This is a genomic window from Elstera cyanobacteriorum (genome assembly GCF_002251735.1).
GTDB classification, from domain to species: Bacteria; Pseudomonadota; Alphaproteobacteria; order Elsterales; family Elsteraceae; genus Elstera; species Elstera cyanobacteriorum.
On sequence record NZ_NOXS01000027.1, the window covers coordinates 18,691 to 39,203 of the forward strand.

The 20,513-nt window shown below is 64.8% G+C and carries 22 protein-coding genes; 12 read left to right on the forward strand and 10 right to left on the reverse strand.

Annotated features, from left to right (window positions below; all coding sequences use genetic code 11):
- Positions 1 to 58: 58 nt before the first annotated feature.
- Positions 59 to 907, forward strand: coding sequence for a chromate resistance protein ChrB domain-containing protein (locus CHR90_RS04070; protein ID WP_094407710.1), 849 nt, complete (start codon positions 59 to 61; stop codon positions 905 to 907).
- The gene (gene chrA / locus CHR90_RS04075) at positions 904 to 2,259 is read left to right on the forward strand and encodes a chromate efflux transporter (protein WP_094407711.1); all 1,356 of its coding nucleotides are present in this window, start codon (positions 904 to 906) and stop codon (positions 2,257 to 2,259) included. The genes CHR90_RS04070 and chrA overlap by 4 nt, the downstream gene beginning before the upstream one ends.
- A 3-nt stretch (positions 2,260 to 2,262) precedes the next feature.
- Here the strand turns inward: chrA and CHR90_RS04080 are convergent, their stop codons facing one another.
- Entirely contained in the window at positions 2,263 to 2,700 is a 438-nt protein-coding gene (locus tag CHR90_RS04080; RefSeq protein WP_094407801.1) for an Lrp/AsnC family transcriptional regulator, read from the reverse strand.
- A 122-nt stretch (positions 2,701 to 2,822) separates the two neighbouring features.
- Between CHR90_RS04080 and CHR90_RS04085 the strand changes: the two genes are divergently transcribed.
- Together CHR90_RS04085 and CHR90_RS04090 are read left to right on the forward strand one after the other, a co-directional pair.
- The gene (locus tag CHR90_RS04085) at positions 2,823 to 4,049 is read left to right on the forward strand and encodes an MFS transporter (protein ID WP_094407712.1); all 1,227 of its coding nucleotides are present in this window, start codon (positions 2,823 to 2,825) and stop codon (positions 4,047 to 4,049) included.
- A 336-nt stretch (positions 4,050 to 4,385) separates the two neighbouring features.
- Positions 4,386 to 4,583, forward strand: a complete 198-nt coding sequence (locus CHR90_RS04090; protein ID WP_094407713.1) for a hypothetical protein — start codon at positions 4,386 to 4,388, stop codon at positions 4,581 to 4,583.
- Positions 4,584 to 4,614: 31 nt separating this feature from the next.
- On the opposite strand, the gene CHR90_RS04095 is transcribed toward CHR90_RS04090, so the two are convergent.
- Entirely contained in the window at positions 4,615 to 5,283 is a 669-nt protein-coding gene (locus tag CHR90_RS04095; protein WP_094407714.1) for a sulfite oxidase-like oxidoreductase, read from the reverse strand.
- Positions 5,284 to 5,345: 62 nt separating this feature from the next.
- Between CHR90_RS04095 and CHR90_RS04100 the strand changes: the two genes are divergently transcribed.
- Entirely contained in the window at positions 5,346 to 6,017 is a 672-nt protein-coding gene (locus CHR90_RS04100) for a LysE family translocator (protein ID WP_170941283.1), read from the forward strand.
- Here CHR90_RS04100 and CHR90_RS04105 read toward each other — a convergent pair whose 3' ends face one another.
- Positions 6,018 to 6,749, reverse strand: coding sequence for a substrate-binding periplasmic protein (locus tag CHR90_RS04105; protein WP_170941284.1), 732 nt, complete (start codon positions 6,747 to 6,749; stop codon positions 6,018 to 6,020).
- Positions 6,750 to 6,855: 106 nt separating this feature from the next.
- Complete coding sequence (locus CHR90_RS04110) at positions 6,856 to 7,476, reverse strand: regulatory protein RecX (RefSeq protein WP_094407717.1); 621 nt, start codon at positions 7,474 to 7,476, stop codon at positions 6,856 to 6,858.
- Between CHR90_RS04110 and CHR90_RS04115 the strand changes: the two genes are divergently transcribed.
- From CHR90_RS04115 to CHR90_RS04130, 4 genes are all read left to right on the forward strand, one after another.
- Positions 7,475 to 8,284 (forward strand): ABC transporter permease, encoded by an 810-nt coding sequence (locus CHR90_RS04115; RefSeq protein ID WP_094407718.1) that lies wholly within the window; start codon positions 7,475 to 7,477, stop codon positions 8,282 to 8,284. The two genes, CHR90_RS04110 and CHR90_RS04115, sit on opposite strands and share 2 nt — an antisense overlap.
- A gap of 164 nt (positions 8,285 to 8,448) precedes the next feature.
- Positions 8,449 to 9,627 (forward strand): aspartate aminotransferase family protein, encoded by a 1,179-nt coding sequence (locus tag CHR90_RS04120; protein ID WP_212668607.1) that lies wholly within the window; start codon positions 8,449 to 8,451, stop codon positions 9,625 to 9,627.
- 5 nt (positions 9,628 to 9,632) lie between these two features.
- On the forward strand, positions 9,633 to 10,541 hold the full coding sequence (gene argF / locus CHR90_RS04125) for an ornithine carbamoyltransferase (protein WP_094407720.1): 909 nt from the start codon (positions 9,633 to 9,635) through the stop codon (positions 10,539 to 10,541).
- On the forward strand, positions 10,538 to 11,515 hold the full coding sequence (locus CHR90_RS04130; RefSeq protein WP_094407721.1) for an Hsp33 family molecular chaperone HslO: 978 nt from the start codon (positions 10,538 to 10,540) through the stop codon (positions 11,513 to 11,515). The genes argF and CHR90_RS04130 overlap by 4 nt, the downstream gene beginning before the upstream one ends.
- A 14-nt stretch (positions 11,516 to 11,529) precedes the next feature.
- Here the strand turns inward: CHR90_RS04130 and CHR90_RS04135 are convergent, their stop codons facing one another.
- Positions 11,530 to 12,114 (reverse strand): NAD(P)H-dependent oxidoreductase, encoded by a 585-nt coding sequence (locus CHR90_RS04135; RefSeq protein WP_212668608.1) that lies wholly within the window; start codon positions 12,112 to 12,114, stop codon positions 11,530 to 11,532.
- A 62-nt stretch (positions 12,115 to 12,176) separates the two neighbouring features.
- Here CHR90_RS04135 and CHR90_RS04140 point away from each other — a divergent pair, with 62 nt between their 5' ends.
- Positions 12,177 to 12,869, forward strand: coding sequence for a TetR/AcrR family transcriptional regulator (locus CHR90_RS04140; protein ID WP_094407722.1), 693 nt, complete (start codon positions 12,177 to 12,179; stop codon positions 12,867 to 12,869).
- Here the strand turns inward: CHR90_RS04140 and CHR90_RS04145 are convergent.
- Both CHR90_RS04145 and CHR90_RS04150 read right to left on the reverse strand, forming a co-directional pair.
- The gene (locus CHR90_RS04145; RefSeq protein ID WP_094407803.1) at positions 12,866 to 13,348 is read right to left on the reverse strand and encodes a peroxiredoxin; all 483 of its coding nucleotides are present in this window, start codon (positions 13,346 to 13,348) and stop codon (positions 12,866 to 12,868) included. The genes CHR90_RS04140 and CHR90_RS04145 overlap by 4 nt on opposite strands.
- 96 nt (positions 13,349 to 13,444) lie before the next feature.
- The gene (locus CHR90_RS04150; protein WP_094407723.1) at positions 13,445 to 15,505 is read right to left on the reverse strand and encodes a protein-disulfide reductase DsbD family protein; all 2,061 of its coding nucleotides are present in this window, start codon (positions 15,503 to 15,505) and stop codon (positions 13,445 to 13,447) included.
- Positions 15,506 to 15,554: 49 nt separating this feature from the next.
- Here CHR90_RS04150 and CHR90_RS04155 point away from each other — a divergent pair, with 49 nt between their 5' ends.
- On the forward strand, positions 15,555 to 16,118 hold the full coding sequence (locus CHR90_RS04155) for a YqgE/AlgH family protein (protein ID WP_094407724.1): 564 nt from the start codon (positions 15,555 to 15,557) through the stop codon (positions 16,116 to 16,118).
- Between the two features lie 21 nt (positions 16,119 to 16,139).
- Here the strand turns inward: CHR90_RS04155 and CHR90_RS04160 are convergent, their stop codons facing one another.
- Positions 16,140 to 16,853: a ribonuclease activity regulator RraA gene (locus CHR90_RS04160; RefSeq protein ID WP_094407725.1), complete on the reverse strand. Its 714-nt coding sequence runs from the start codon at positions 16,851 to 16,853 to the stop codon at positions 16,140 to 16,142.
- Positions 16,854 to 16,880: 27 nt separating this feature from the next.
- Positions 16,881 to 18,614, reverse strand: a complete 1,734-nt coding sequence (gene araD, locus CHR90_RS04165) for an L-arabinonate dehydratase (protein ID WP_094407726.1) — start codon at positions 18,612 to 18,614, stop codon at positions 16,881 to 16,883.
- Between the two features lie 243 nt (positions 18,615 to 18,857).
- Between araD and CHR90_RS04170 the strand changes: the two genes are divergently transcribed.
- Complete coding sequence (locus CHR90_RS04170) at positions 18,858 to 19,823, forward strand: ketopantoate reductase family protein (RefSeq protein WP_094407727.1); 966 nt, start codon at positions 18,858 to 18,860, stop codon at positions 19,821 to 19,823.
- Positions 19,824 to 19,826: 3 nt separating this feature from the next.
- Here CHR90_RS04170 and CHR90_RS04175 read toward each other — a convergent pair whose 3' ends face one another.
- Entirely contained in the window at positions 19,827 to 20,495 is a 669-nt protein-coding gene (locus tag CHR90_RS04175) for a GNAT family N-acetyltransferase (protein WP_094407728.1), read from the reverse strand.
- Between the last annotated feature and the right edge of the window lie 18 nt (positions 20,496 to 20,513).

Genomic DNA, 20,513 nt, shown 5'->3' on the forward strand with positions numbered 1-20,513 from the left:
TACCCCGTGAGGCGGCAGCCGAAAGTCGCGTTTCTCCCTGACTTTCAAGGTGATTCCCATGCCGTCCACCACTGAAATCACCGCAGCCCAACTGGCGCGGTTGATTGGCCTTCCCAATGCCCCCATCCTGATCGACGTTCGCACGGACGAAGATTACGCCGCCGACCCGCGCCGGGTGCCGGGCAGTATCCGCCGCGCGCACCACAGCGTTGCCGACTGGGGCGGCGATTTTACCGGCCAATCGGTCGTCGTCATTTGCCAAAAGGGCCAAAAGCTGGCCCAAGGCACCGCTGCCTGGCTGCGCCACCAGGGCGCCACGGCGGAAACCCTGGAAGGCGGCTTCCTGGGGTGGCGCGACAGCGGGCAATTGCTGATTGATCCGCGCGCCTTGCCGCCCACCGATGCCGAGGGCCGTACCGTCTGGGTAACGCGCGCCCGCCCGAAGATCGACCGCATCGCCTGCCCCTGGCTGATCCGCCGCTTTATCGACCGCAACGCCGTCTTCCTCTTCGTCGGCGCTTCGGAGGTGGAAGCCGTGGCCGAACGGTTTAACGCCACGCCCTTTGATATCGAAAATAGCTTCTGGAGCCATCGCGGCGACCGTTGCACCTTCGATACGATGTTGGAGGAATTTGGCCTCACCTCCCCCGCCCTCGACCGGCTGGCGACCATCGTGCGCGGGGCGGATACCGCCGCGCTCGATCTGGCGCCGCAAGCCGCCGGACTGCTGGCCGCGTCCTTGGGGCTGTCGCGCATGTTCCGCGACGATCTGGCCCAACTCGACGCCAGCCTCATTCTCTATGACGCCTTTTACCGCTGGTGCCGCGACGCCGTGGGGGAAACCCATTCCTGGCCCAGCGACGCCCGCCCCTCCGCCCGCGCTACCTTGGAGTCTTCCGGTAAATGACCGCCGTTTCCTTCCGCGATGCCTTTTGGGTCTGGGCGCGCATCGCCGCGCTCAGCTTCGGCGGCCCGGCGGCGCAAATCGCCGTCATGCACCGTATTCTGGTCGACGAAAAACGCTGGATCGGCGAGACGCGGTTTCTGCACGCGCTGAACTACTGCATGTTGCTGCCGGGGCCGGAAGCCCAGCAGCTCGCCACCTATATCGGCTGGCTGATGCACCGCACCCCCGGCGGGCTGATGGCCGGGCTGCTGTTCATCTTCCCCGGCATGGTCGCCATTCTGGCCCTAAGCTGGCTCTATGTGCTGGCGGGCCATATCGGCGCGGTGGAAGGGCTGTTCTTCGGTCTGAAAGCCGCCGTGCTGGCCGTGGTGCTGCAAGCGGTGCAGCGGGTGGGTAAGAAAGCCCTGCGCAATCGCCCGCTCTGGGCGATGGCCGGGGCGTCGTTCATCGCCATTCATGCGTTCGACCTACCGTTTCCGCTGATCATCGTCGTCGCCGGGATCATCGGCTATCTCGGCGGCAAGCTGGGCTGGGCCGCCTTCGACCTGCACCAGTCCCACGGTTCGACTGGGCGCGGTCTGAGCGATGCCGACAGCCTGTTGGGCAACGGCGTACCCGATCACGCCAAACCCTCGCTGCGCTGGTCGCTGATCATCGCCGGGGCCTTCCTAACCCTTTGGCTGGGGCCGGTGCTGGCGCTGAATATCGTGCTGGGGCCGGATAATGTCTTCAGCACCATCGCCAGCTTCTTTTCGAAAATGGCCGTCGTCACCTTCGGCGGCGCCTATGCCGTGCTGGCCTATGTGGCGCAGGAAGCGGTGCAGACCTACGGTTGGCTTCAGCCCGGCGAAATGCTGGACGGGTTGGGCCTCGCCGAAACCACCCCTGGTCCGCTGATCATGGTAACGCAGTTCGTCGGCTTTCTGGGCGCCTGGCGCGCGCCGGGCAGCCTCGACCCACTGCTCGCCGCCACCCTGGGCGGGCTACTGACCACTTGGGTCACCTTCACCCCCTGCTTCCTGTGGATCTTCCTAGGCGCCCCCTATGTCGAAGCCCTGCGCGGTCAGAAAGCCCTGTCCGCCGCGCTGACTGCCATCACCGCCGCCGTCGTCGGCGTGATCCTAAACCTCGCCGTCTGGTTCGCCCTGCACGTGCTGTTCTGGAGCGTCCGCCCCTGGTCCGGCTACGGGCTGCACCTCGACCTGCCCGACCCCGGCAGCCTCGATCTGGGCGCCCTCGCCCTGACGCTGGCCGCCATCCTGCTGCTGTTCCGCTTCAAACGCGGCACGGGGGAAGTGCTGGCGGGCTGTGCAGTGGTGGGGGTTGTGGTGAAGCTGCTCGCCGGGATGTAAGGGTTACGGACTAATCCCCCGCTCCAGATACGTCCGCAGCACCACGAAACTCTCCGTCCGCCGCACCGCCCCGGTTTCGAACAGGCGGCGGAGGAGTTCTTCCAGCCCTGCCGCATCGCGGGTGCGGACTTTTAGAATGGCGGAGGAGGATCCGGCGACGCCGTGCATTTCTTCGACAGCCGGATCGGCCTCCGCCACGTCTTTCAGCACGTCCTTGGCATAGCCTTCGGTTTCGACATGAACGAAGGCGCAGAAGCTACGGTCCAGCGCCTCGGGGTCGAGATCGACTGTGGTGCGGCGGATCACCCCGCGCGCCTTTAGCTTCTTCACCCGGTCGTGCAGGGCCGGGGGCGAGAGGTGCAGGTGCGCCGCCATGTCGGCATAGGTGCGCGTCGCATCTTCGCGGAGAAAGCCGAGGATTTTTCGGTCGATGGGGTCCATAGCCGGTCCTTCCGAACGGGTTAGCCGAATGCCATTCGTATTTTGAATGCCATTCAGTTTATCCCTTTTCCAGCCGAATTTCATACGCCATCTTGAGTCTATTCCAGTTGGAGGAGACTTCCATGAGCAACGTCCTAGCGGCGGGCCTCGGCATCGCTTTGCCGTTTTTCAGCGGCGCGAAAACCCGGACGGGCCGCCCCGCCCCGTCGCTGAACCGCTCGGTCGCCGTGCTGATCGCCTGCGTCGCCCTGGTCGGGCTGCAAGCGCTGCTGGCCGCCCCGCTGGTGCCGGACATTGCCCAAGGCCTGGGGGCGAGCATCGCCGATATCGGTCAGGCGCTGGGTGCCTATGGCGCGATGGCCGCCCTATCCGCCTTATTCCTCGGGCCGCTGGCCGACCGGTTTAAGCGCGGGCAAGCCCTGGTGGCCGGGCTGATCGGCTTGATCGGCGGGCTGGCGCTCTGTGCGACTGCCGTCAATTGGATGATTTTTGCCGCCGGGCAAGCGCTGATGGGCGCGGCGGCGGGGGTGGTGCTGCCGACAGCCTATGCGTCGGCGGGCGATTTGGCCCCGGCTGAACGGCGTTCGGCGATTCTGGGGCGGGTGCTGCTCGGCTGGTCGGTGGCGCTGATCCTCGGCGTGCCGCTGGCGGGCCTGCTGGGGCAAGTGATCGGCTGGCGCGGGGTCTTCGCGGGTCTTGGGCTGCCGGTGCTGCTGGCGCTGCCGGTTGCTTTCGCTCTGCCCGACCCCCGCACCGAACGCGGCACGGGCCAGGGGCTAATGTCGCGCTTGGGAACCGCTGTGCGCGTGCCGGGCGTGCTGCCGATGCTGGCGGTTGGCTTCCTCAATATGACCGCCTTCTACGGCACCTATGCCTATCTGGGAACGGCGGTGCGCGCGGCGCTGCACGGCGGTTCGGCGGTCGGGGCGATCCCTGTGCTGGCCTATGGCACGGGCTTTACCATTACCGCCTTCATCAGCCCATTGATCGACCGGATCGGCCCGCGCCGGGTGCTGCCGGTCGCCGCGCTGGCGCTGATCGGCATCTTTCTAACCTTGCCGTCCGTCGTCGGCATTCTGCCCGCGCTAGTGGTGGTGATGGTCTGCTTCGGCTTCATTCAGCATCTGGTGCTGAACAGCTTCATCGGCTTGCTGTCGGTCCGCGGCGGGGCTCAGCGCGGCGTCGTCCTCGCCCTCAATACCGCAGGCACCTATATCGGCCTGATGATCGGCACCGCCAGCATGGGCCGGGTGCTGGACGCCGTGGGCTTTACCCCGGTGACGGCAACCAGCGCCGCCCTCATGGTGGTCGCGGGCGGGATCGCCCTGTGGGATCGGCGGCGCGCATAAAAAAACCCCGTCCCGGGGTGGGGACGGGGTGGAAGGGAAGGGTTCGAGCTGGGTCCGAGGACAACGCTCGCCGATGACCATATTGAGAATGACTCGCATTGGCAAGAATGATTTTGCGAGTCATTCGCATTTTCTCACCTAGCGTGGACTGACAGGTATTACGCAACGGACGATCTAGCGACCCGCAAAATCCCTGATAGGGTGCCCGGTTGCCGCCGGGGCCGAAAGCAGCGAGTCTTACACCGGTGTCTAGGGCGTTTTTACCAATTCATTAAATGCCCTAGTCCTGTGTTTTAAAGCGAATCTATCGCTGCCCAAAGGAAGGGGACTCTCCCAATGATCCGTCGCGCTATTGTGCTTGCCTTCGCCCTGCCCCTGCTGGCCGCTCCGCTGAGCGCCGTTGCCGCGACCCCGGTCGTGTCGGCCAAGACCACCGTTCAGTCGGCCGCCCCGGTCGTGAAGACCGACGTGTCGGCAAAGAAGAAGCCGCACAAGGCCAAGAAGCCGAAGAAGAAGCCGGCGACCGCTTCGTAAGCCCCCGCTGCGCGGGCAACACCGGTACGGCCTAGCGGTCGTACCGGTCCTCCTGCCACGGATTGCCTTCATTGTGATAGCCGCGGTTCTCCCAATAGCCAGGCGCATCCTTGGTTAAGAATTCGATCCGCGTCAGCCATTTGGCGGATTTCCAGAAGTAGAATTTCGGCACCACCAGCCGCACCGGCCCGCCATGCTCGCGGGTCAGGGGACTGCCCTCCCAAGAATGGGCCAGCACCACATCCTTCGCCCCGAAGTGATCAAGCCGAAGGTTCGTCGTATAGCCATCGGCGCTATGCAGCAGTACATGCCGGGCCGTTGGCAGCGGCTGCACGACACTGAGCAAGTGCCGGGCCGAGACACCGTCCCAACGGTTATCGAAGCGCGACCAAGCCGTAACGCAATGGATATCCGACAGAAACTTCTGCTGCGGTTGCGCCTGAAACTGCGCCCAATTCCAAAGCTGCGGCTGGGCAACCGCGCCGTCGATCCGCAGGCTCCACTCTTCCGGCGCGATGCGCGGCTGAATGCCAAGGTCGAGCACCGGCCAGTTCTTAACCTCATGCTGACCCGGCGGCAGGCGCTGGCGCAGCGGGTCGCCGCGCTGGCCGGTTAGCAGCCGCCCTTCTTTCGCCCATTCCTGTTTGCGGTCGATCAGCTTCGTGCGGATCGTGCCCCATAAACCATCGTCCTTGCTCATCCTCGCTCCTTTCGCCCCGCTGCCGATATGGGATGCCCCGCCCGGTTCGGCGAGGGGGGCAGATGCGGCGCCTTCGGCGCTTGCCCCGCGCGCCCGATTGTGGTTCGTCTCAGCCCATGGATTGGTTGCTGCTGCTCAAGGGGATTTTGATCGGCCTCACCGTATCGGCCCCCGTTGGGCCTGTCGCGGTGTTGTGCTTGCGTCGAACCCTGCACGTTGGCGCCGCTTCCGGCTATGCCAGCGCGGCGGGGGCCGTGGCGGCGGATATGATTTTCGGGACGATCGCCTGCTTTGGCGTTGCCGCCGTCGCGACCCTGCTGACCGAACAATCGACACCGCTGCGCCTGATTGGCGGGCTGCTGCTGCTGGGCATGGGGGTCAATTCCTGGCGCAGCCAGTCGGGCGATGATCTTAGCGATAGCCCGACGGCGCTGGCGAAAGCCTTCGGGTCGGCTTTTGCGCTGACGATCACCAATCCGATGACGATCTTCGCCTTCACCGGCCTGCTCGCTGCCTCCGACATCGTGAGCCATGACATGAGCCTTGAGGCGACCGTAACCGTCGTGCTGGGCATTCTGGTCGGCTGCGCCCTATGGTGGGGCGGGCTGGTCGTTATCGGCGTCGGGCTGCGGCGTTGGATGCGCCAGCATGACTTCCGCTGGCTGCATCATGTTTCCGGCGCCCTGCTGCTGATCTTTGGGATCGCAACCCTGGGGTCGATCCTGATCTTCTGATTATTCCCAGCCCTGCCCGATGCGGCGGGTGATCAGCGCTTCTGCCCAACCCTCGGCCACCATTGCCTGCACCGCTGTCACAACGGCACGGGTTAAGGGGACATCGGCCCGCACCTTCGGCACCTGAAGGCAGACTTCCGTTAAGGTTAGCAGCAGCCGGTCCCCCAGCAAGCCGGTGACATCGGTTTGCTGGGCATAATGCATCAGCATGACCGTCGATCCCGCCACGCCATCGAGCCGCCCGGCCGCTAACTTACGCAACATGGGCGGAAAATCGGTTTCGACCGAGCGCGGCACCGCCGGATCTTGATCAAAGCGCTCGCCATAGGTCACGCCACGGATAACGCCGATACCACCCGTCAGCCGGGCTAAATCCTCGTACTGCCTCAAGGTCAGTCCCTTGCGGGCATAGGCGACAATCGGCACGCGGAACAGGCAGGCGGGATAAGCGCTGAAGGCTTCGGCATCCTGCCGCCGGAAGGAAAGGGCAATATCAATCGTGTCGGCTTCGATCCGGCGCAGCAATCGGGCGTACGGCAGGGGTTCGATACGAAACTCGATGCCGACCCGCCGGGAAATCTCCTGAACAATCGCGCCGCTGATGCTGGGGGTTTCGGAATTTTCAACCTCCCCACCCCAGGGGGCAACATTGGTGATTCCCCACACCGGCGGCTCGGCCACCGCTGTCAACGGCGCCGCGATTAAGCTGCTGATCAGCGCGGTGAGGAGCATTTTTATAATCATTCTTAATTTTAGTCCAAATAATGCATCGTCTCCCACGATTAAGTACTACACCATAAACGCCATCGAATCGTTAAGATCGCTGGTTGGGCGACCTTTAATCGTCCTGATCTAGAAGATCATTATCTGAAGCCGCCCCCAGGACTTTCCGTGCAACGGAAAGCGAATGACCCGCGCGTAATAGCGCCGCCAAGTCTTTCTCGGCCCGCCGGGGATCGGTCGCCGTGGCGGTGCGGAACGGCCCCAAGCGCCGCCGTTTGGCATAGGCGCGGGCGGCGGTTAGGGCGATATCCTCCTCGGTCTCGGCGCGGGTTGCGGCCAAAACCGCCGTCACCGTTTCCCCCGCCACCCCTTTGGCCTTCAGCGTCTCGGCAATCAGGCGCGGGCTTTTGCCCTGGCGCAGCAGAGCGGCGACGCGGCCTTCGGCAAACCGGCTATCGTTTAGATAGCCGTAGTCCGCCGCCTTGCGGAGCACGGCCTCCCGCCGCTGGTCGGCCTCCTCCGGCGCGACCAGCCCCGCCGCCACCGCTGGGCGCAGCCGCCGGTCGAGCACTCGGCGCAGCATCTCGACGGAGGCGGAGAAGCGTTGCAGATAGCGCAGGCTAACCGCCCAGAGCCGCGCTGGGCTGACATCGGCGGGGCGCGCCGCCGCGCCTGGACGGGCTCGGGCGGCGGGTATAGGATCGCCGCCGCTGTGCGATGGGGGTGTTTGAGGCATGTCCGACCGTTTTTCCTTACCGCCGATGCCGTTGCCGCCGATGGGCGTCAATTGGCTCGGTCTCTGGACCCTGTACCTTAAGGAAGTCCGGCGCTTTCTCAATGTCTATACCCAGACGGTCGCGGCGCCGGTGGTGACGAGCTTTCTGTTTCTCGCGGTTTTCACCCTAGCGCTGGGGCGCGGGGCGGAGATTGTCGATGGCGTGCCCTACAGCCAATTCCTCGGGCCAGGGCTGATCATGATGGCGATGACCCAGAACGCCTTCGCCAATACCTCCTCCTCCCTCGTGATTTCGAAGGTTCAGGGCAATATCGTTGATCTGCTGATGCCGCCGCTCTCGCCCGCCGAGGTTACTCTGGCGATGACCGCCGCCGGGGTCACGCGCGGGTTGCTGGTCGGTCTTGTCACGGCGACGGCGATGGCGCCTTTCGTGACGCTAGCGCCCCAGCATGCTTTCTTCCTGCTGTTTCACGCGGTGATGGCCTGCACTATGCTGGCGCTGCTGGGCATGCTGGGCGGGCTTTGGTCGGAGAAGTTCGATCATATGGCGGCGATCACCAACTTCCTGATCAGCCCGCTCGCCTTCCTGTCGGGCACCTTCTACACCACGACGCGCCTGCCGCCCGATTGGCAGACCGTCGCGCACCTTAACCCCTTCTTTTATATGCTAGATGGCTTCCGCTATGGCTTTATCGACCATGCCGACGGCAGCTTAACGGTCGGGCTGATCGTGATGGTCGGCACCAATATTGCCCTATCTTATGCGGTCTACACCCTAATTCGGACGGGATATCGTCTGAAAAGCTAACCTTAAACAGCATAAAATTTTTGCTGGGCAGGTCTGCGGCGCGCGCGGCCTTATGCTCCGCCGCCGCGATTGACAGGGCAAGCCCCCCTCCCGATACTCGCTTCTTTTCCGCAACGGGCCGGGATGGCCGGTTTTCCGGGTGGAAAAGCATGGAGGGTATCGCCGTGATTCCGAGCCTGCTTCCCGTATTCAGCAGGATCAACCTTTCGTTCGAGAAGGGCGAAGGGGCCTATCTGTTCGGCTCGGACGGGCGACGATACCTCGATTTCGCCAGCGGCATCGCCGTGACGGCCCTGGGCCATGCCCATCCGCACCTAGTCGCCGCCCTAAAAGCGGCGGCGGAAAAGCCCTGGCATCTCTCCAATCTCTATGAAATTCCCGAACAGAAGCAGCTTGCCGACCGGCTGGTCGCCCATAGCTTTGCCGATACCGCCTTCTTCTGTAATTCCGGCGCCGAGACGCTGGAATGCGGCATTAAGATGGTCCGCAAGTATCATGCGGCGCGCGGGCAGGCGCAAAAGTACCGGATGATCAGCATCCAGGGCGCCTTCCACGGCCGCACCCTCGCGACCATCGCGGCGGGCGGGCAGGAAAAATATCTGGCGGGCTTCGGCCCGAAAGTCGATGGGTTCGATCAGGTTGCCTTTGGCAATCTCAACGAACTGCGCGCGGCGATCACCCCGGAAACTGCCGGGATCATGATTGAACCTGTGCAGGGCGAAGGCGGCGTGCGCGCCAATTCCGCCGACTATCTGCGCGCGCTGCGCCAGGTCGCCGACGAATTCGGCCTGCTACTGCTGTTCGACGAAGTGCAATGCGGCATGGGCCGGACCGGCACCCTGTTCGCCTATGAACAGGCCGATGTGGCGCCGGACGTGATGGCGCTGGCCAAGGGTCTCGGCGGCGGTTTCCCGGTTGGGGCCTGCCTTGCCTCGGAACGCGCCGCGTCGGGCATGACGGCGGGCGTGCATGGCACGACGTTCGGCGGCAATCCGCTGGCCATGTCGGTCGCCAATGCCGTGCTGGATGTGATGCTGGCACCAGGGTTCCTCGATCATGTCACCGCGATCAGCGAAAAGCTGCGGCACGGGCTGACGCGCATCGTCGCGGCCAACCCCGCCGTTTATGATGAAGTGCGCGGTCAGGGCCTGCTTAGCGGGCTGCGCTGCGTGGTGCCGAACGGCGAGGTGCAGACCCGTTTGCGCGAGCACGGCCTGCTGACCGTGGCGGCGGGCGACAATGTTGTGCGTCTATTGCCGCCGCTGACCATCGGCGATCAAGAAGTCACCGAAGCGCTGGCCGCGATCGAAGCGGTTGCCAGCGCCTGGGTAGCACAGGCGTAAGGTTCATGTCCGTGAAGCATTTTTTGGATCTCGATGGGATTCCCGCCGCCGAGCTGCGGGATATCCTGACCGATTCGGCCCGGATGAAGGCCGATTTGAAGGCGGGGAAGGGGACCGAACCGCGCTTGGCGGGCAAAACCCTGGCCATGCTGTTCGAAAAAGCCTCCACCCGCACGCGCGTATCGTTCGAAGTGGCAATGAAGCAGCTTGGCGGCATGACCGTCGTGCTGCGGCAGGAAGAAATGCAACTTAAGCGCGGCGAGACGATGGCCGATACGGCCAAAGTGCTATCGCGCTACGTCGATGCCATCATGATCCGTACCGGCCCGGCACAAAAGCTGGCCGATCTGGCCAAATTCGGTTCGGTTCCGGTGATCAACGGGCTGACCGATACGGGCCACCCCTGCCAAGTGATGGCGGATATTCTAACGTTCGAAGAACATCGCGGCCCAATCACCGGCAAATCGGTGGCCTGGATCGGCGATGCGAATAACGTCTGCATTTCCTGGGTCCATGCGGCGGCGAAATTCGGCTTCGAGCTGCGCATCGCCGCCCCCGGCGCCCTGGCGCCGAAACCGGACCTGCTGGACTGGGCCAAGCAACACGGCGCTACCGTGCGCGTCACCACCGAACCGCGCGCCGCCGTGGCCGGGGTTGACCTTGTGACGACCGACACCTGGGTCTCGATGGGCCAGGAGGTCGCCAACCGCAATTACCTACTGGCGCCTTATTCGGTCGATCAGGCACTGATGGCCTGCGCCAAGCCGGAGGCGGTCTTCCTGCACTGCCTGCCCGCCCATCGCGGCGAAGAGGTCACCGAAGAAGTGATCGACGGGCCGCAATCGCTGGTGTGGGACGAGGCGGAAAACCGCCTGCACGTCCAAAAAGGTATCCTCGCGTGGTGCCTCGCATGAGCGCGGGCCTCGCGGCAAACGATCCTGGGATTGCCGACGATCAAACGCTGCCGTTCTTTCTGCGCAACGCCACTGTACGCGGGCGCCTCGTCCGCCTCGGGCCGAGCTTCGATACCATCGTCACGCGCCACGGCTATCCCGAACCGGTCGCGGCGCTGCTGGGCGAGGCGTTGGCCGTCGCGGCGGCACTGGCAGGCGCGCTGAAGTTCGAAGGCGTCTTCACCCTGCAAGCCAAGGGCGACGGCGCTGTGCGCATGCTGGTGGCCGATGTCACCCACGCTGGGCATATGCGCGGCTATGCCCAGGTGGATGACGATAAGCTGCCAAAAGGCCCGGTCGCGGGGGCGGAGCGGGTTTCGGCCCTGTTGGGAAAAGGCTATCTGGCCTTCACCGTCGATCAGGGCGCGGATATGGACCGCTATCAAGGCATCGTCGAGCTACAGCCCGGCGGGCTGGACGAAAGCGTGCGCCATTATTTCCGCCAGTCGGAGCAGATCGATACCGGCCTGAAACTCGCCGCCCAACGCACGGCGCGCGGCTGGCGGGCGGGGGCTTTGTTGCTGCAACGGCTGCCGAAAGAGGGCGGTACCGATCTTGCCCGCACGCTGCTGGCCGACCCGGATTCAGAGGCCGCCGCCCAAGCCTCGGCGGACGAATGGGATCATCTGATGGCGCTGACCGGCACCGTGTCGGACATCGAACTCACCGATCCGCAGCTTGCGTCCGACGATCTCTTGTTCCGGTTGTTCCATGAGGAAGAGGGGGCGCGCCTCGGCGATCCCCATCGGCTTCAGGATAAATGTCGCTGCTCGCGGGGCCGGGTTGCCCGCGTGCTGCTGTCGCTGCCGGTTGAGGATCGCGAGCATTTGCGCGTCGATGGCGTTGTTTCCGCCACCTGCGAGTTCTGCTCCACCCGCTATCTGTTCGATGATGCCGCGCTTGAGCGGCTGCCGGAGATTGGGGAGGAGCCGTAAGGCTCTCCCTTGGCTCAAGCCCCCGCGCGACCCAGGGCGGCGGCCGTCTGAAGCCACGCCTGCCGCTGGTCGGGCGTTGAACTGCGCAGCGGCGCGAGATAGCTGAAGCGGACCGGGGCAAAGCCGCAGAACCCCAGAATCTGGCCCTTCAGTTGCCGCAGCAGCGGCTTACCGTAGACCCAGCGAAAGAAGAAGCCGGGGGTATCGGCGGTGACGATCACCCGCGCCGAGCGGCCCGCCAGCAGCCTGTCCCACCACGGGCTATCCGTGCGGTAACGGAAGGCAAAGCCGGGCAGCAGCACGGCATCGAATAAGGCTTTCAGTTTAGCGGGAACGCCGCCCCACCACATGGGCGTGACGATCACCCAATGGTCGCAGGCCGCGATCTGCGCTTGCAGGGTCAAGACCCAATCCGGCGCCGTCCCCTGGCGCTTGAAATCCCCGTAGTCCGGCACCTCTAGGCCTACGGGCAGGGTGCTAAGGGCGACCTCCGTCACCGTGTGCCCCGCCTGTTTTGCCGCCTCGGCATAGGCACTGGCCAGCGCCTCGCTGAAACTCCCCGCCCGGGGATGACCACAGAGGACCAAAATTTTCGCCATGATCGCCTCGTTCGGGGAGAAATCCCCTCGTGTTACCAATGGTCACTTTGTAAAATGATTATGTGACCAATGGCAACTTAAAAAGCGATCCGTCCCCGCGCCGCAAAAGTGCTGGGCAGTTTCATCACGGCGATCTGGCCTCGGCCCTGCTCGACGCGGCCGCCGCGCTGATCGCCGACCGGCGGGCGCCAGAGTTTTCATTGCGGGAAGTCGCTGAACGGGTTGGCGTTAGCCATACTGCCGCCTATCGGCATTTTGCGGCCAAGAATGATCTGCTGGCCGCCCTGGCGGCGCGGGCGTTCCGGCACCTACAGCGCGATATGCAGATAATCCGTGCAGCGGGCGGCCCGGCGGACCAGACCCTCGCCGCTCTCGGGCACGATTACGTGCGCTTCGCCCAAAGCCAGCCGGGCGCCTACCGAATTATGTTTCACGGGGATCTCTGCGCTGGGGGACAGCATCCCGCCTTAGCGCAAGCGGCCTATGAGGCCTATGCCGAGATGGCAGGGGTCGTTGCGGATGGGCAGCGCACTGGCTGTTTTCGCACCGACCGCAGCGCCGATGAGCTTGCGACCGCGCTATGGTCGGCCCAGCACGGCTATACGCTGCTGCTGCTGGATGGGCAAATCGCCGAAGGAGCCTTATCGGAGGGAACGCCGGGCCTTGATGCCGCCCCGCCCGCCGACCGCGCCCTGCTGACCGAGATGATGCTGGCGGGACTGAGGGCCAAGCCCCCAGCCCCGCCCAGCGCTTAGAGCTGGTTCAGCACGTAATCGGCGCTGGAGACCTCGAACTGGCCCGCCGCTTCGACGTTGAGAACCTTCACAACGCCGTCTTCCGCCACTAGGGCGAAGCGCTTGCTGCGGATGCCCATGCCATAGGCGGTGAAATCGGCATCCAGGCCCATCGCCTTGGCAAAATCGGCATTGCCGTCGGCCAGCAGCAGCACCTTATCGCCCGCTTCCTGGGCCTTACCCCAGGCCCCCATGACGAAGGCATCATTGACCGAAATACAGGCGATGGTATCGACGCCCTTGGCGGCCAGATCATCGTGCTTGTCGATGAAACCGGGCAGATGCTTGGCCGAGCAGGTCGGGGTGAAGGCGCCCGGCAGGCCGAACAGCACGACCTTCTTACCGGCGAAAATCTCCGCCGTGCTGATTTCCTTCGGGCCTTCCGCCGTCATGGTCTTGAGGGTGACGAGGGGGATTTTATCGCCGACAGAAACGCTCATGATCATCCTCTTTCGATTAAACAAACGGTTTCGGTAGTACCACTCTGCACCCATAGCGCGACAGGCCCATGACGGCATAGGGGTTTCGGGTGGGGGTCAGGATTTTCCCCCGGCGCGGCGCAAGGCTTCCTGCACGCTATCGAGCGTTAGCAATTCGGGCAGCAGCAGCCCCTCCGGCGCGCCGGGGCCATAAACGATGTTGAAGGGAATGCCATAGCGCCCGTGGCGGTTTAGGAAGGCGGCAATCGCCGGGTTCGGGCGCGTCCAATCGGCGCGCAAGGCCAGCGTGCTGGGGGCGGCGAGGGCGCGGCGCACCGTGTCACGATCCAGCACTGCCAGCTTGTTCGCCTTACAGGTCAGGCACCAATCGGCAGTAATATCGAGGAAGATAACCGTGCCCTCCGCCCGCGCCGCGTCCAGCGTGTCCGGCGACCAGGGCTGCCACAGGGTATCGTGGAGCGCGACCGGCGCGGGGGGCGGCGCCCAGCGGGCGGCCAGACTGGGCAGGGCGGCAATGCCGATCAGCCCCGCAACCGCCGCCGCCGCAACCCCGCGCCGCAACCCGATCATCGCGCCAAGCAAGGCGAGGGCGAGAAATCCCACCGCTGCCAGCGCCAGCGGATCGACCAGTGCCGCCAGCACCGTCAGCAGCCAGCCGCCCGTCGCAAGCAGCGCCAGACCGAAGCCACGCTTCACCCACAGCATCCAAGCGCCCGGCTTCGGCAGGAAGCGCACCCAGCCCGGAAAAACCGCCAGCAGCAGGAACGGCGCGGCAAACCCAAGCGCCAAGGCGCCAAAAATCGCAAAAATCGCCGCCGGTCCCTGCGCCAACGCAAAGCCTACTGCGGTGCCGACGAAGGGGGCCGAACAGGGGGTGGCCAGCAGCGTTGCGACCATCCCCGACAGGAAGGATTCGCCCCGGCTGCCGCGCCCGATGCCGCCCGCCCAGGAACTGACCGCGACGGGCAAAGCGATCTCGCGCCCCCCAAGCAGCGATCCCGCGAACAGCGCCAGCACGCCGACCATCCCGGCAAGGAACCAGGGTTGCTGGAACTGAATGCCCCAACCCACGGCACCGCCCGCCAGTTTCAGCGCGCTGGCCGCGCCCGCAAGCACCAGGAAACTGACCAGAATCCCCGCCGCCGCCGCCAGCAAATCGCCGCGCACCGCCGCCGTCGCCCGCCCGCCACTGCCGACCAACCCCAAGAGCTTTAACGACAGCACCGGCAGCACACAGGGCATAAGGTTGAGGATCAGCCCCCCCAGCAGCGCGAGGCCCAGCATCACGGCCCAGTTTCCGGCGGGCGCCGCCGCCAGGACCGGGGTTATCGGAAACTCCGCCCGCCGCTCGCCCGCCACCAGGGTTCCGGTCAGCCCGGCTTTTAGGATTTCTTCGGCGGAGGCGCCTTTCAGCGGCATCTCCAGGCTCAGACGGCTGGCGCTGCCGCTCATATCCGGGCGCGGCGCGGTCAGGCTGGCGGGGCCTTCGAGAAAGAGATCAAGCCCCGCGCGCTCGGTCGCCGTCAGCGGCGTTGCAAAGGCGAGGGTGAGGCGCAGCCGGTCACCGCTGATCGCGGCATCCTCGACCGTCATCCCGGCGGCGTCGGCGCTCCCCGGCAGCAGGGCGAGGCCCTCGGCGATCCGCGCGGCGTCCAGCGCCGGGCCGCCCGGCCCCGGCGGCAGGGTCAACGCCAGATCGGCGCGATAGGGCACGCAAATCTCGGCACAGGCGAGGTAATCGACGCCCAGTTTCAGCGGCAGCGCTTGCCCGGCATCCAGCAGTTTCGCCTCGATGGGCAGTACCAGCGCCTGTTCGTAGGCGAAGGTTTCGATGCCCAATAGCACCGCGCGTTTTGGGGCCGGATAGCGCAAATCGGCGTAAATCAGGTTTTGGCTGCCGGTCCAATCGAGCGTCGGCGGCAATCCGGCTTCCCCCGGCGTGCGCCAATAGCCATGCCAGCCAGGGGCGAAGCGGAACTCCAACGCCAGGGTTACCCGGTCGGTCCCGCCGATGGCGTCCGTGGCCGTCAGCAGGCGCACGGCAGCATTACCGTCGCCGATCCAGTCGGTCGCCGCCGCCCGCGCCGCCGCTACCGGCAGAAGGCACAGCAGCAGAACCGCACAAAAGCGCTTCACAATCGCCAGGGGGTATCCCATCTTAACCCTATTACGCTGAACCCTTGTGCCTGGATGATGTAAGCCCACCGTGAGCGAATCCCAATACCTGACCGGTCAATTCCTGATCGCCATGCCGCAATTGACGGAAAAACCCTTCGCGCGGTCGCTGATCTATCTCTGCGCCCATAATGCCGACGGGGCAATGGGGCTGATCGTCAACCAGCGCGCCGGGACGATGAAATTCCAGGATGTGTTTAGCCAATTGGAAGTCGAAGCCGCCGCCGATATTGGCGATGCGCGGGTGCATTTCGGCGGGCCGGTGGAGCCGCGCCGGGGCTTCGTGCTGCACTCGACCGACCGGTTGGAAGAAAGCTCGATGATCGTGGCCGAAGACGTGGCCCTCACCTCGACCATCGATATTCTGCGCGCCATCGCCGAAGGCCAAGGCCCGCGCCGGGCGATGCTGGCCTTGGGGTATGCCGGATGGAGCGCCGGGCAACTGGATAAGGAAATCCAGAGCAATTCCTGGCTATCGGTAGAACCCGACGACGCGCTGCTGTTCGACGCCGACCTCGATACCAAATGGCACCGGGCGATTGCCAAGCTCGGGGTGGATATTACGATGCTCTCCAGTGAGGCAGGGCACGCCTGAGGGCGGACCCCGCCGCTGTGCTTACCGCCCCTTCGCCGCTCGCCAGGTTGCGAATTCAGCCTTATGCCGCTCTTCCGTCGCCGGATACAGGCCTAGGATCGTATGCCCGCCGAGGACTTTTTCGGTGACGAAATCCTCATAAGCCGTCATTTCAACGGCCTCGTCGGCCACCGCATCGGCGAGTGCGGCGGGGATGATCACCACGCCCTCGCCATCACCCACCACCACATCGCCCGGCCAGACCGGCACGTCGCCGCACCCGATGGGCACGTTGATATCGAGCGCCTGATGATGGGTGAGGTTGGTCGGGGCCGAGGGGCGGTTGTGGTAGGCGGGAATATCGAGATCGGCGATCTCCGGGCTATCGCGGAAGCCGCCATCCGTCACCACGCCCGCCACGCCGCGCACTTGAAGCCGCGTGACCAGGATCGACCCGGCCGAAGCGGCCCGCGGGTCTTTGCGGCTGTCGATCACCAGCACCGATCCCGGCGGGCATTCTTCCACCGCCTTGCGCTGCGGGTGGGCGTGGTCGAGGAAGACAGAGACGGGGTTCAAATCCTCCCGCGCCGGGATATAGCGCAGGGTGAAGGCCTCGCCGACCATCACCTTGCCCTTAAATTTGATCGGGCGCACGTCTTGGATGAACTGATTGCGCAGGCCGCGCTTAAACAAAATGGTGCAGAGCGTGGCGGTGCTGATGGTGGACAGCTTCGCGCGCGTGGCGTCGGACAGCATGGGATGGTTCCTTATGGGATTTGTTGATTAGAAGATCACGGGTTCGGACACCGGCGCGCCGAAATCGGTGCGTAGGAAGTCGAAGTCGCAGCCTTCGTGCGCCTGCTGGATATGTTGGGAGAACATCCAGCCGTAGCCACGTTCGTAGCGCGGGGTAGGGGCGGGCAGGGCGGCCCGGCGGCGCAGCAACTCGTCTTCCGGCACGTCGAGATGGATGGTGCGGCCCGGAATATCGACGGCGATGCGGTCCCCCGTCTTCACCAGGGCCAGCGGCCCGCCGACATAGCTTTCCGGCGAAACGTGCAGAATACAGGCGCCGTAGCTGGTGCCGCTCATCCGCGCGTCGGAGATGCGCACCATGTCGCGCACGCCCTGCTTCACCAGCTTCTTCGGGATCGGGATCATCCCCCATTCCGGCATCCCCGGCCCGCCCAGCGGCCCGGCGTTGCGCAGCACCAGCACGGTATCGGGCGTCACGTCGAGATCGTCGCGGTCGATCTGCTCTTTCAACGCCGGGTAATCGTCGAAGACCAGCGCCGGGCCGGTGTGGCGCAGCAGATGCGGTTCGGCGGCGGACGGTTTCACCACGCAGCCATTGGGGGCGAGATTGCCGCGCAACACCGCCAGCGCCCCTTCGGCATAGATGGGATTATCGAGCGGGCGGATCACATCGTCGTTATAGACTTCCGCCCCCTCCAGCTCCTCCGCCCAGGTCCGGCCCGAGGCGGTGATCTGCGTCAGGTCGAGGAAGGGTTTCAGCCGCGTCATCAGCCCCAGGAAGCCGCCCGCGTAGTAGAAATCTTCCATCAGATATTTTTCGCCGCTGGGGCGGATATTGGCGATCACCGGCACCTTGCGGCTGGCGGCGTCGAAATCATCAAGGCTGATCGCGTGCCCCGCCCGCCGCGCCATCGCCAGCAGATGAATGACGGCATTGGTCGAACAGCCCATCGCCATTGCCACCGTAATCGCATTGCGGAAGGCGGCTTCGGTTTGGATTTTGGCGGGGGTCAAATCTTCCCACACCATTTCCACCGCCCGGCGCCCGGCGGCGGCGCACATGCGGATGTGGTTGGAGTCGGCAGCGGGGATGGAGGAGGCGCCCGGTAGGGTCATGCCGATGGCTTCGGCCAGCGCCGTCATGGTGGAGGCGGTGCCCATCGTCATGCAGACACCGTAGGAGCGGGCGATACCCACTTCCATCTCGCCCCAATCCTTATCGGTGATGTTCCCGGCGCGGCGCTCGTCCCAATATTTGAAGGCGTCGGAGCCGGACCCCAGCACCTTGCCGTGCCAATTGCCGCGCAGCATCGGCCCTGCCGGAACATAGACCGACGGCAGCCCGGCGCTGGTGGCGCCCAGCAGCAGGCCCGGCGTCGTCTTATCGCAGCCGCCCATCAGCACCGCCCCATCGACTGGGTGGGAGCGCAGCAGTTCTTCGGTCTCCATCGCCAAGAAATTGCGGTAGAGCATCGAGGTTGGCTTGACCTTGCCTTCCGACAGGGAAATCGCCGGAAGTTCGACCGGGAAGCCGCCCGCCTGCAAAATCCCGCGCTTCACATCCTCCACCCGCTGCTTGAAATGGGCGTGGCAATAGTTGAAGTCGGACCATGTGTTGATGATGGCGATAACGGGCTTGCCGATATAATCCTCGGCGGAATAGCCCATCTGGTTCATGCGCGAGCGATGGCCGAAGGAACGGAAATCATCGGGCGCGAACCAGCGCGCACTACGGAACTGGTCGGGGGTTTTGCGGGTCATGGGAACACCTGGCGTTTCGGGGGCGGGCGGCGTTGTCCGCAGCCCTATTTTGTTGTCTGACAAATTTACTAGAACCCGGTCTTCTGGGGAGCGTCAAGGCCGAAAAGCAGCACCGCCCGCGTGAAAGATTTGTCAATTGCTCCAGCCCCGCAGCGAACACATGGGACCGTCCCGCCGTCGCCGCTGGACAGGCGCTCGAAAGGGCAGGAAAGCTGTCAAAAATCGACTTACGGGGGAAACGCTATGAAAATCACGATCCTCGGCGCCGGGGCCATCGGCGGGAATATCGCGGCACATCTGGCGCGCGGCGGGCTGGAGGTTTCGGTCGTCGCGCGCGGCGCCCATCTGGCGGCCATCCAAGCGAACGGCCTGCGCTTCACCAGCCCCTCCGCCGATTTCACCGTGCGGCTGCGCGCCACCGACCGGCCGGAGGACTTGGGGCCGCAGGATCTGGTCATCGCCACCGCCAAGGCCCACAGCCTGCCCGCCGCCGTGCCGGGCTTGAAAGCCCTGCTAGGGCCGGACACCCCAGTGATCTATGGTATTAACGGCGTTCCCTGGTGGTATTTCCACGGTCACCCGAACCCGACCTGGGCGGAAAAGCGCATCGACCGGCTGGACCCGGACGGCGGTCTGTGGGACGGGGTCGGCGTGGATCGCACCATCGGCTGCGTGCTGACCTCGCCCATGACCGTCACGGCGCCGGGCGTCGTTCACTGCAATTGGGACAAGAGCAGCTTCATGCTCGGCGAACCCACGGGCGGGCTGACGCCGCGCCTCACCGGCTTGGTCGACGCGCTGAAACCGGCGCTAGACGGCGTTGGCGCCACGCCTGACATTCGCACGGCCGTCTGGAGCAAGATCATCCTCAATCTTGCGGGGTCGTCGATTGGCGTGCTGTCGGCCTCCACCGCCGGGGATATTCCCGCCCGCCCGGAACTGAAAGACCTTTATAGGAAGATCCTCGAAGAAGGCGCCGCCGTTGCCGCCGGGCTGGGCGTTACTGTCTCCGCCGATTTCGATGGGCGCATGGCGGCGATGATGGGCACCACCCACCGCGCCTCGATGCTGCAAGACCTCGAAGCCGGGCGCCCGTTGGAACTCGATGCCCAGTTCGATGCCGTGCGCGACCTCGCGCGCTTGGCGGGGGTGCCGACGCCGGTGCTGGATATCTTGGTGCCGCTGCTGCGGATGCGGGCGCGGCAGTAGGGTTCAGTCCCTAACCGAGAGTCGCTGCCGCTGCTGGCCGGTTCCGTCGAAATTGGCGGGATCGAGCCAGCGGCCATAGGCGGCGGCCAAGCGCGGCCATTCGCCGTCGATGATCGAAAACCACGCCGTATCGCGGTTGGCGCCCTTGGCGACCATATGCTGACGGAAAATCCCTTCGAAGGTGAAGCCAAAGCGTTCGGCGGCGCGCTTAGACGGTTCATTGCCGTTATGGCATTTCCATTCGAAGCGGCGATAGCCAAGCGTTTCGAAAGCGTAACGGGCAAAGAGAAACAAAGCTTCCGTCGCCACCCGGCTGCGGGCGATAGCAGGCCCCCAGTGGATGCTGCCAATCTCGATAACGCCATGCGTGGGATCGATGCGCATCAGCGCCTGCCGTCCTTCCGCTTTGCCGGTGGCCTTGTCGATGACGGCGAAGAACAACGGATCGTCGCTGGCGGCAACCTTGACCAACCACGCATCGAAATCCGCACGGTTAGACGGAACTGTTTCGAAAAGGTAACGGAACCGATCCGCCGCCCCTGGCGCGATGGCGGCGGCATAGAGATCATCGCCATGACGGGCCGGGTCGAGTGGCTCCAGCCGGGCATACAGCCCATCGAGCGGAACCCGCTGCGGGCGCGGCACGCCCTGCCATTGGCTAAGATCGGTCACGGTCCATCCTTTCGAAAA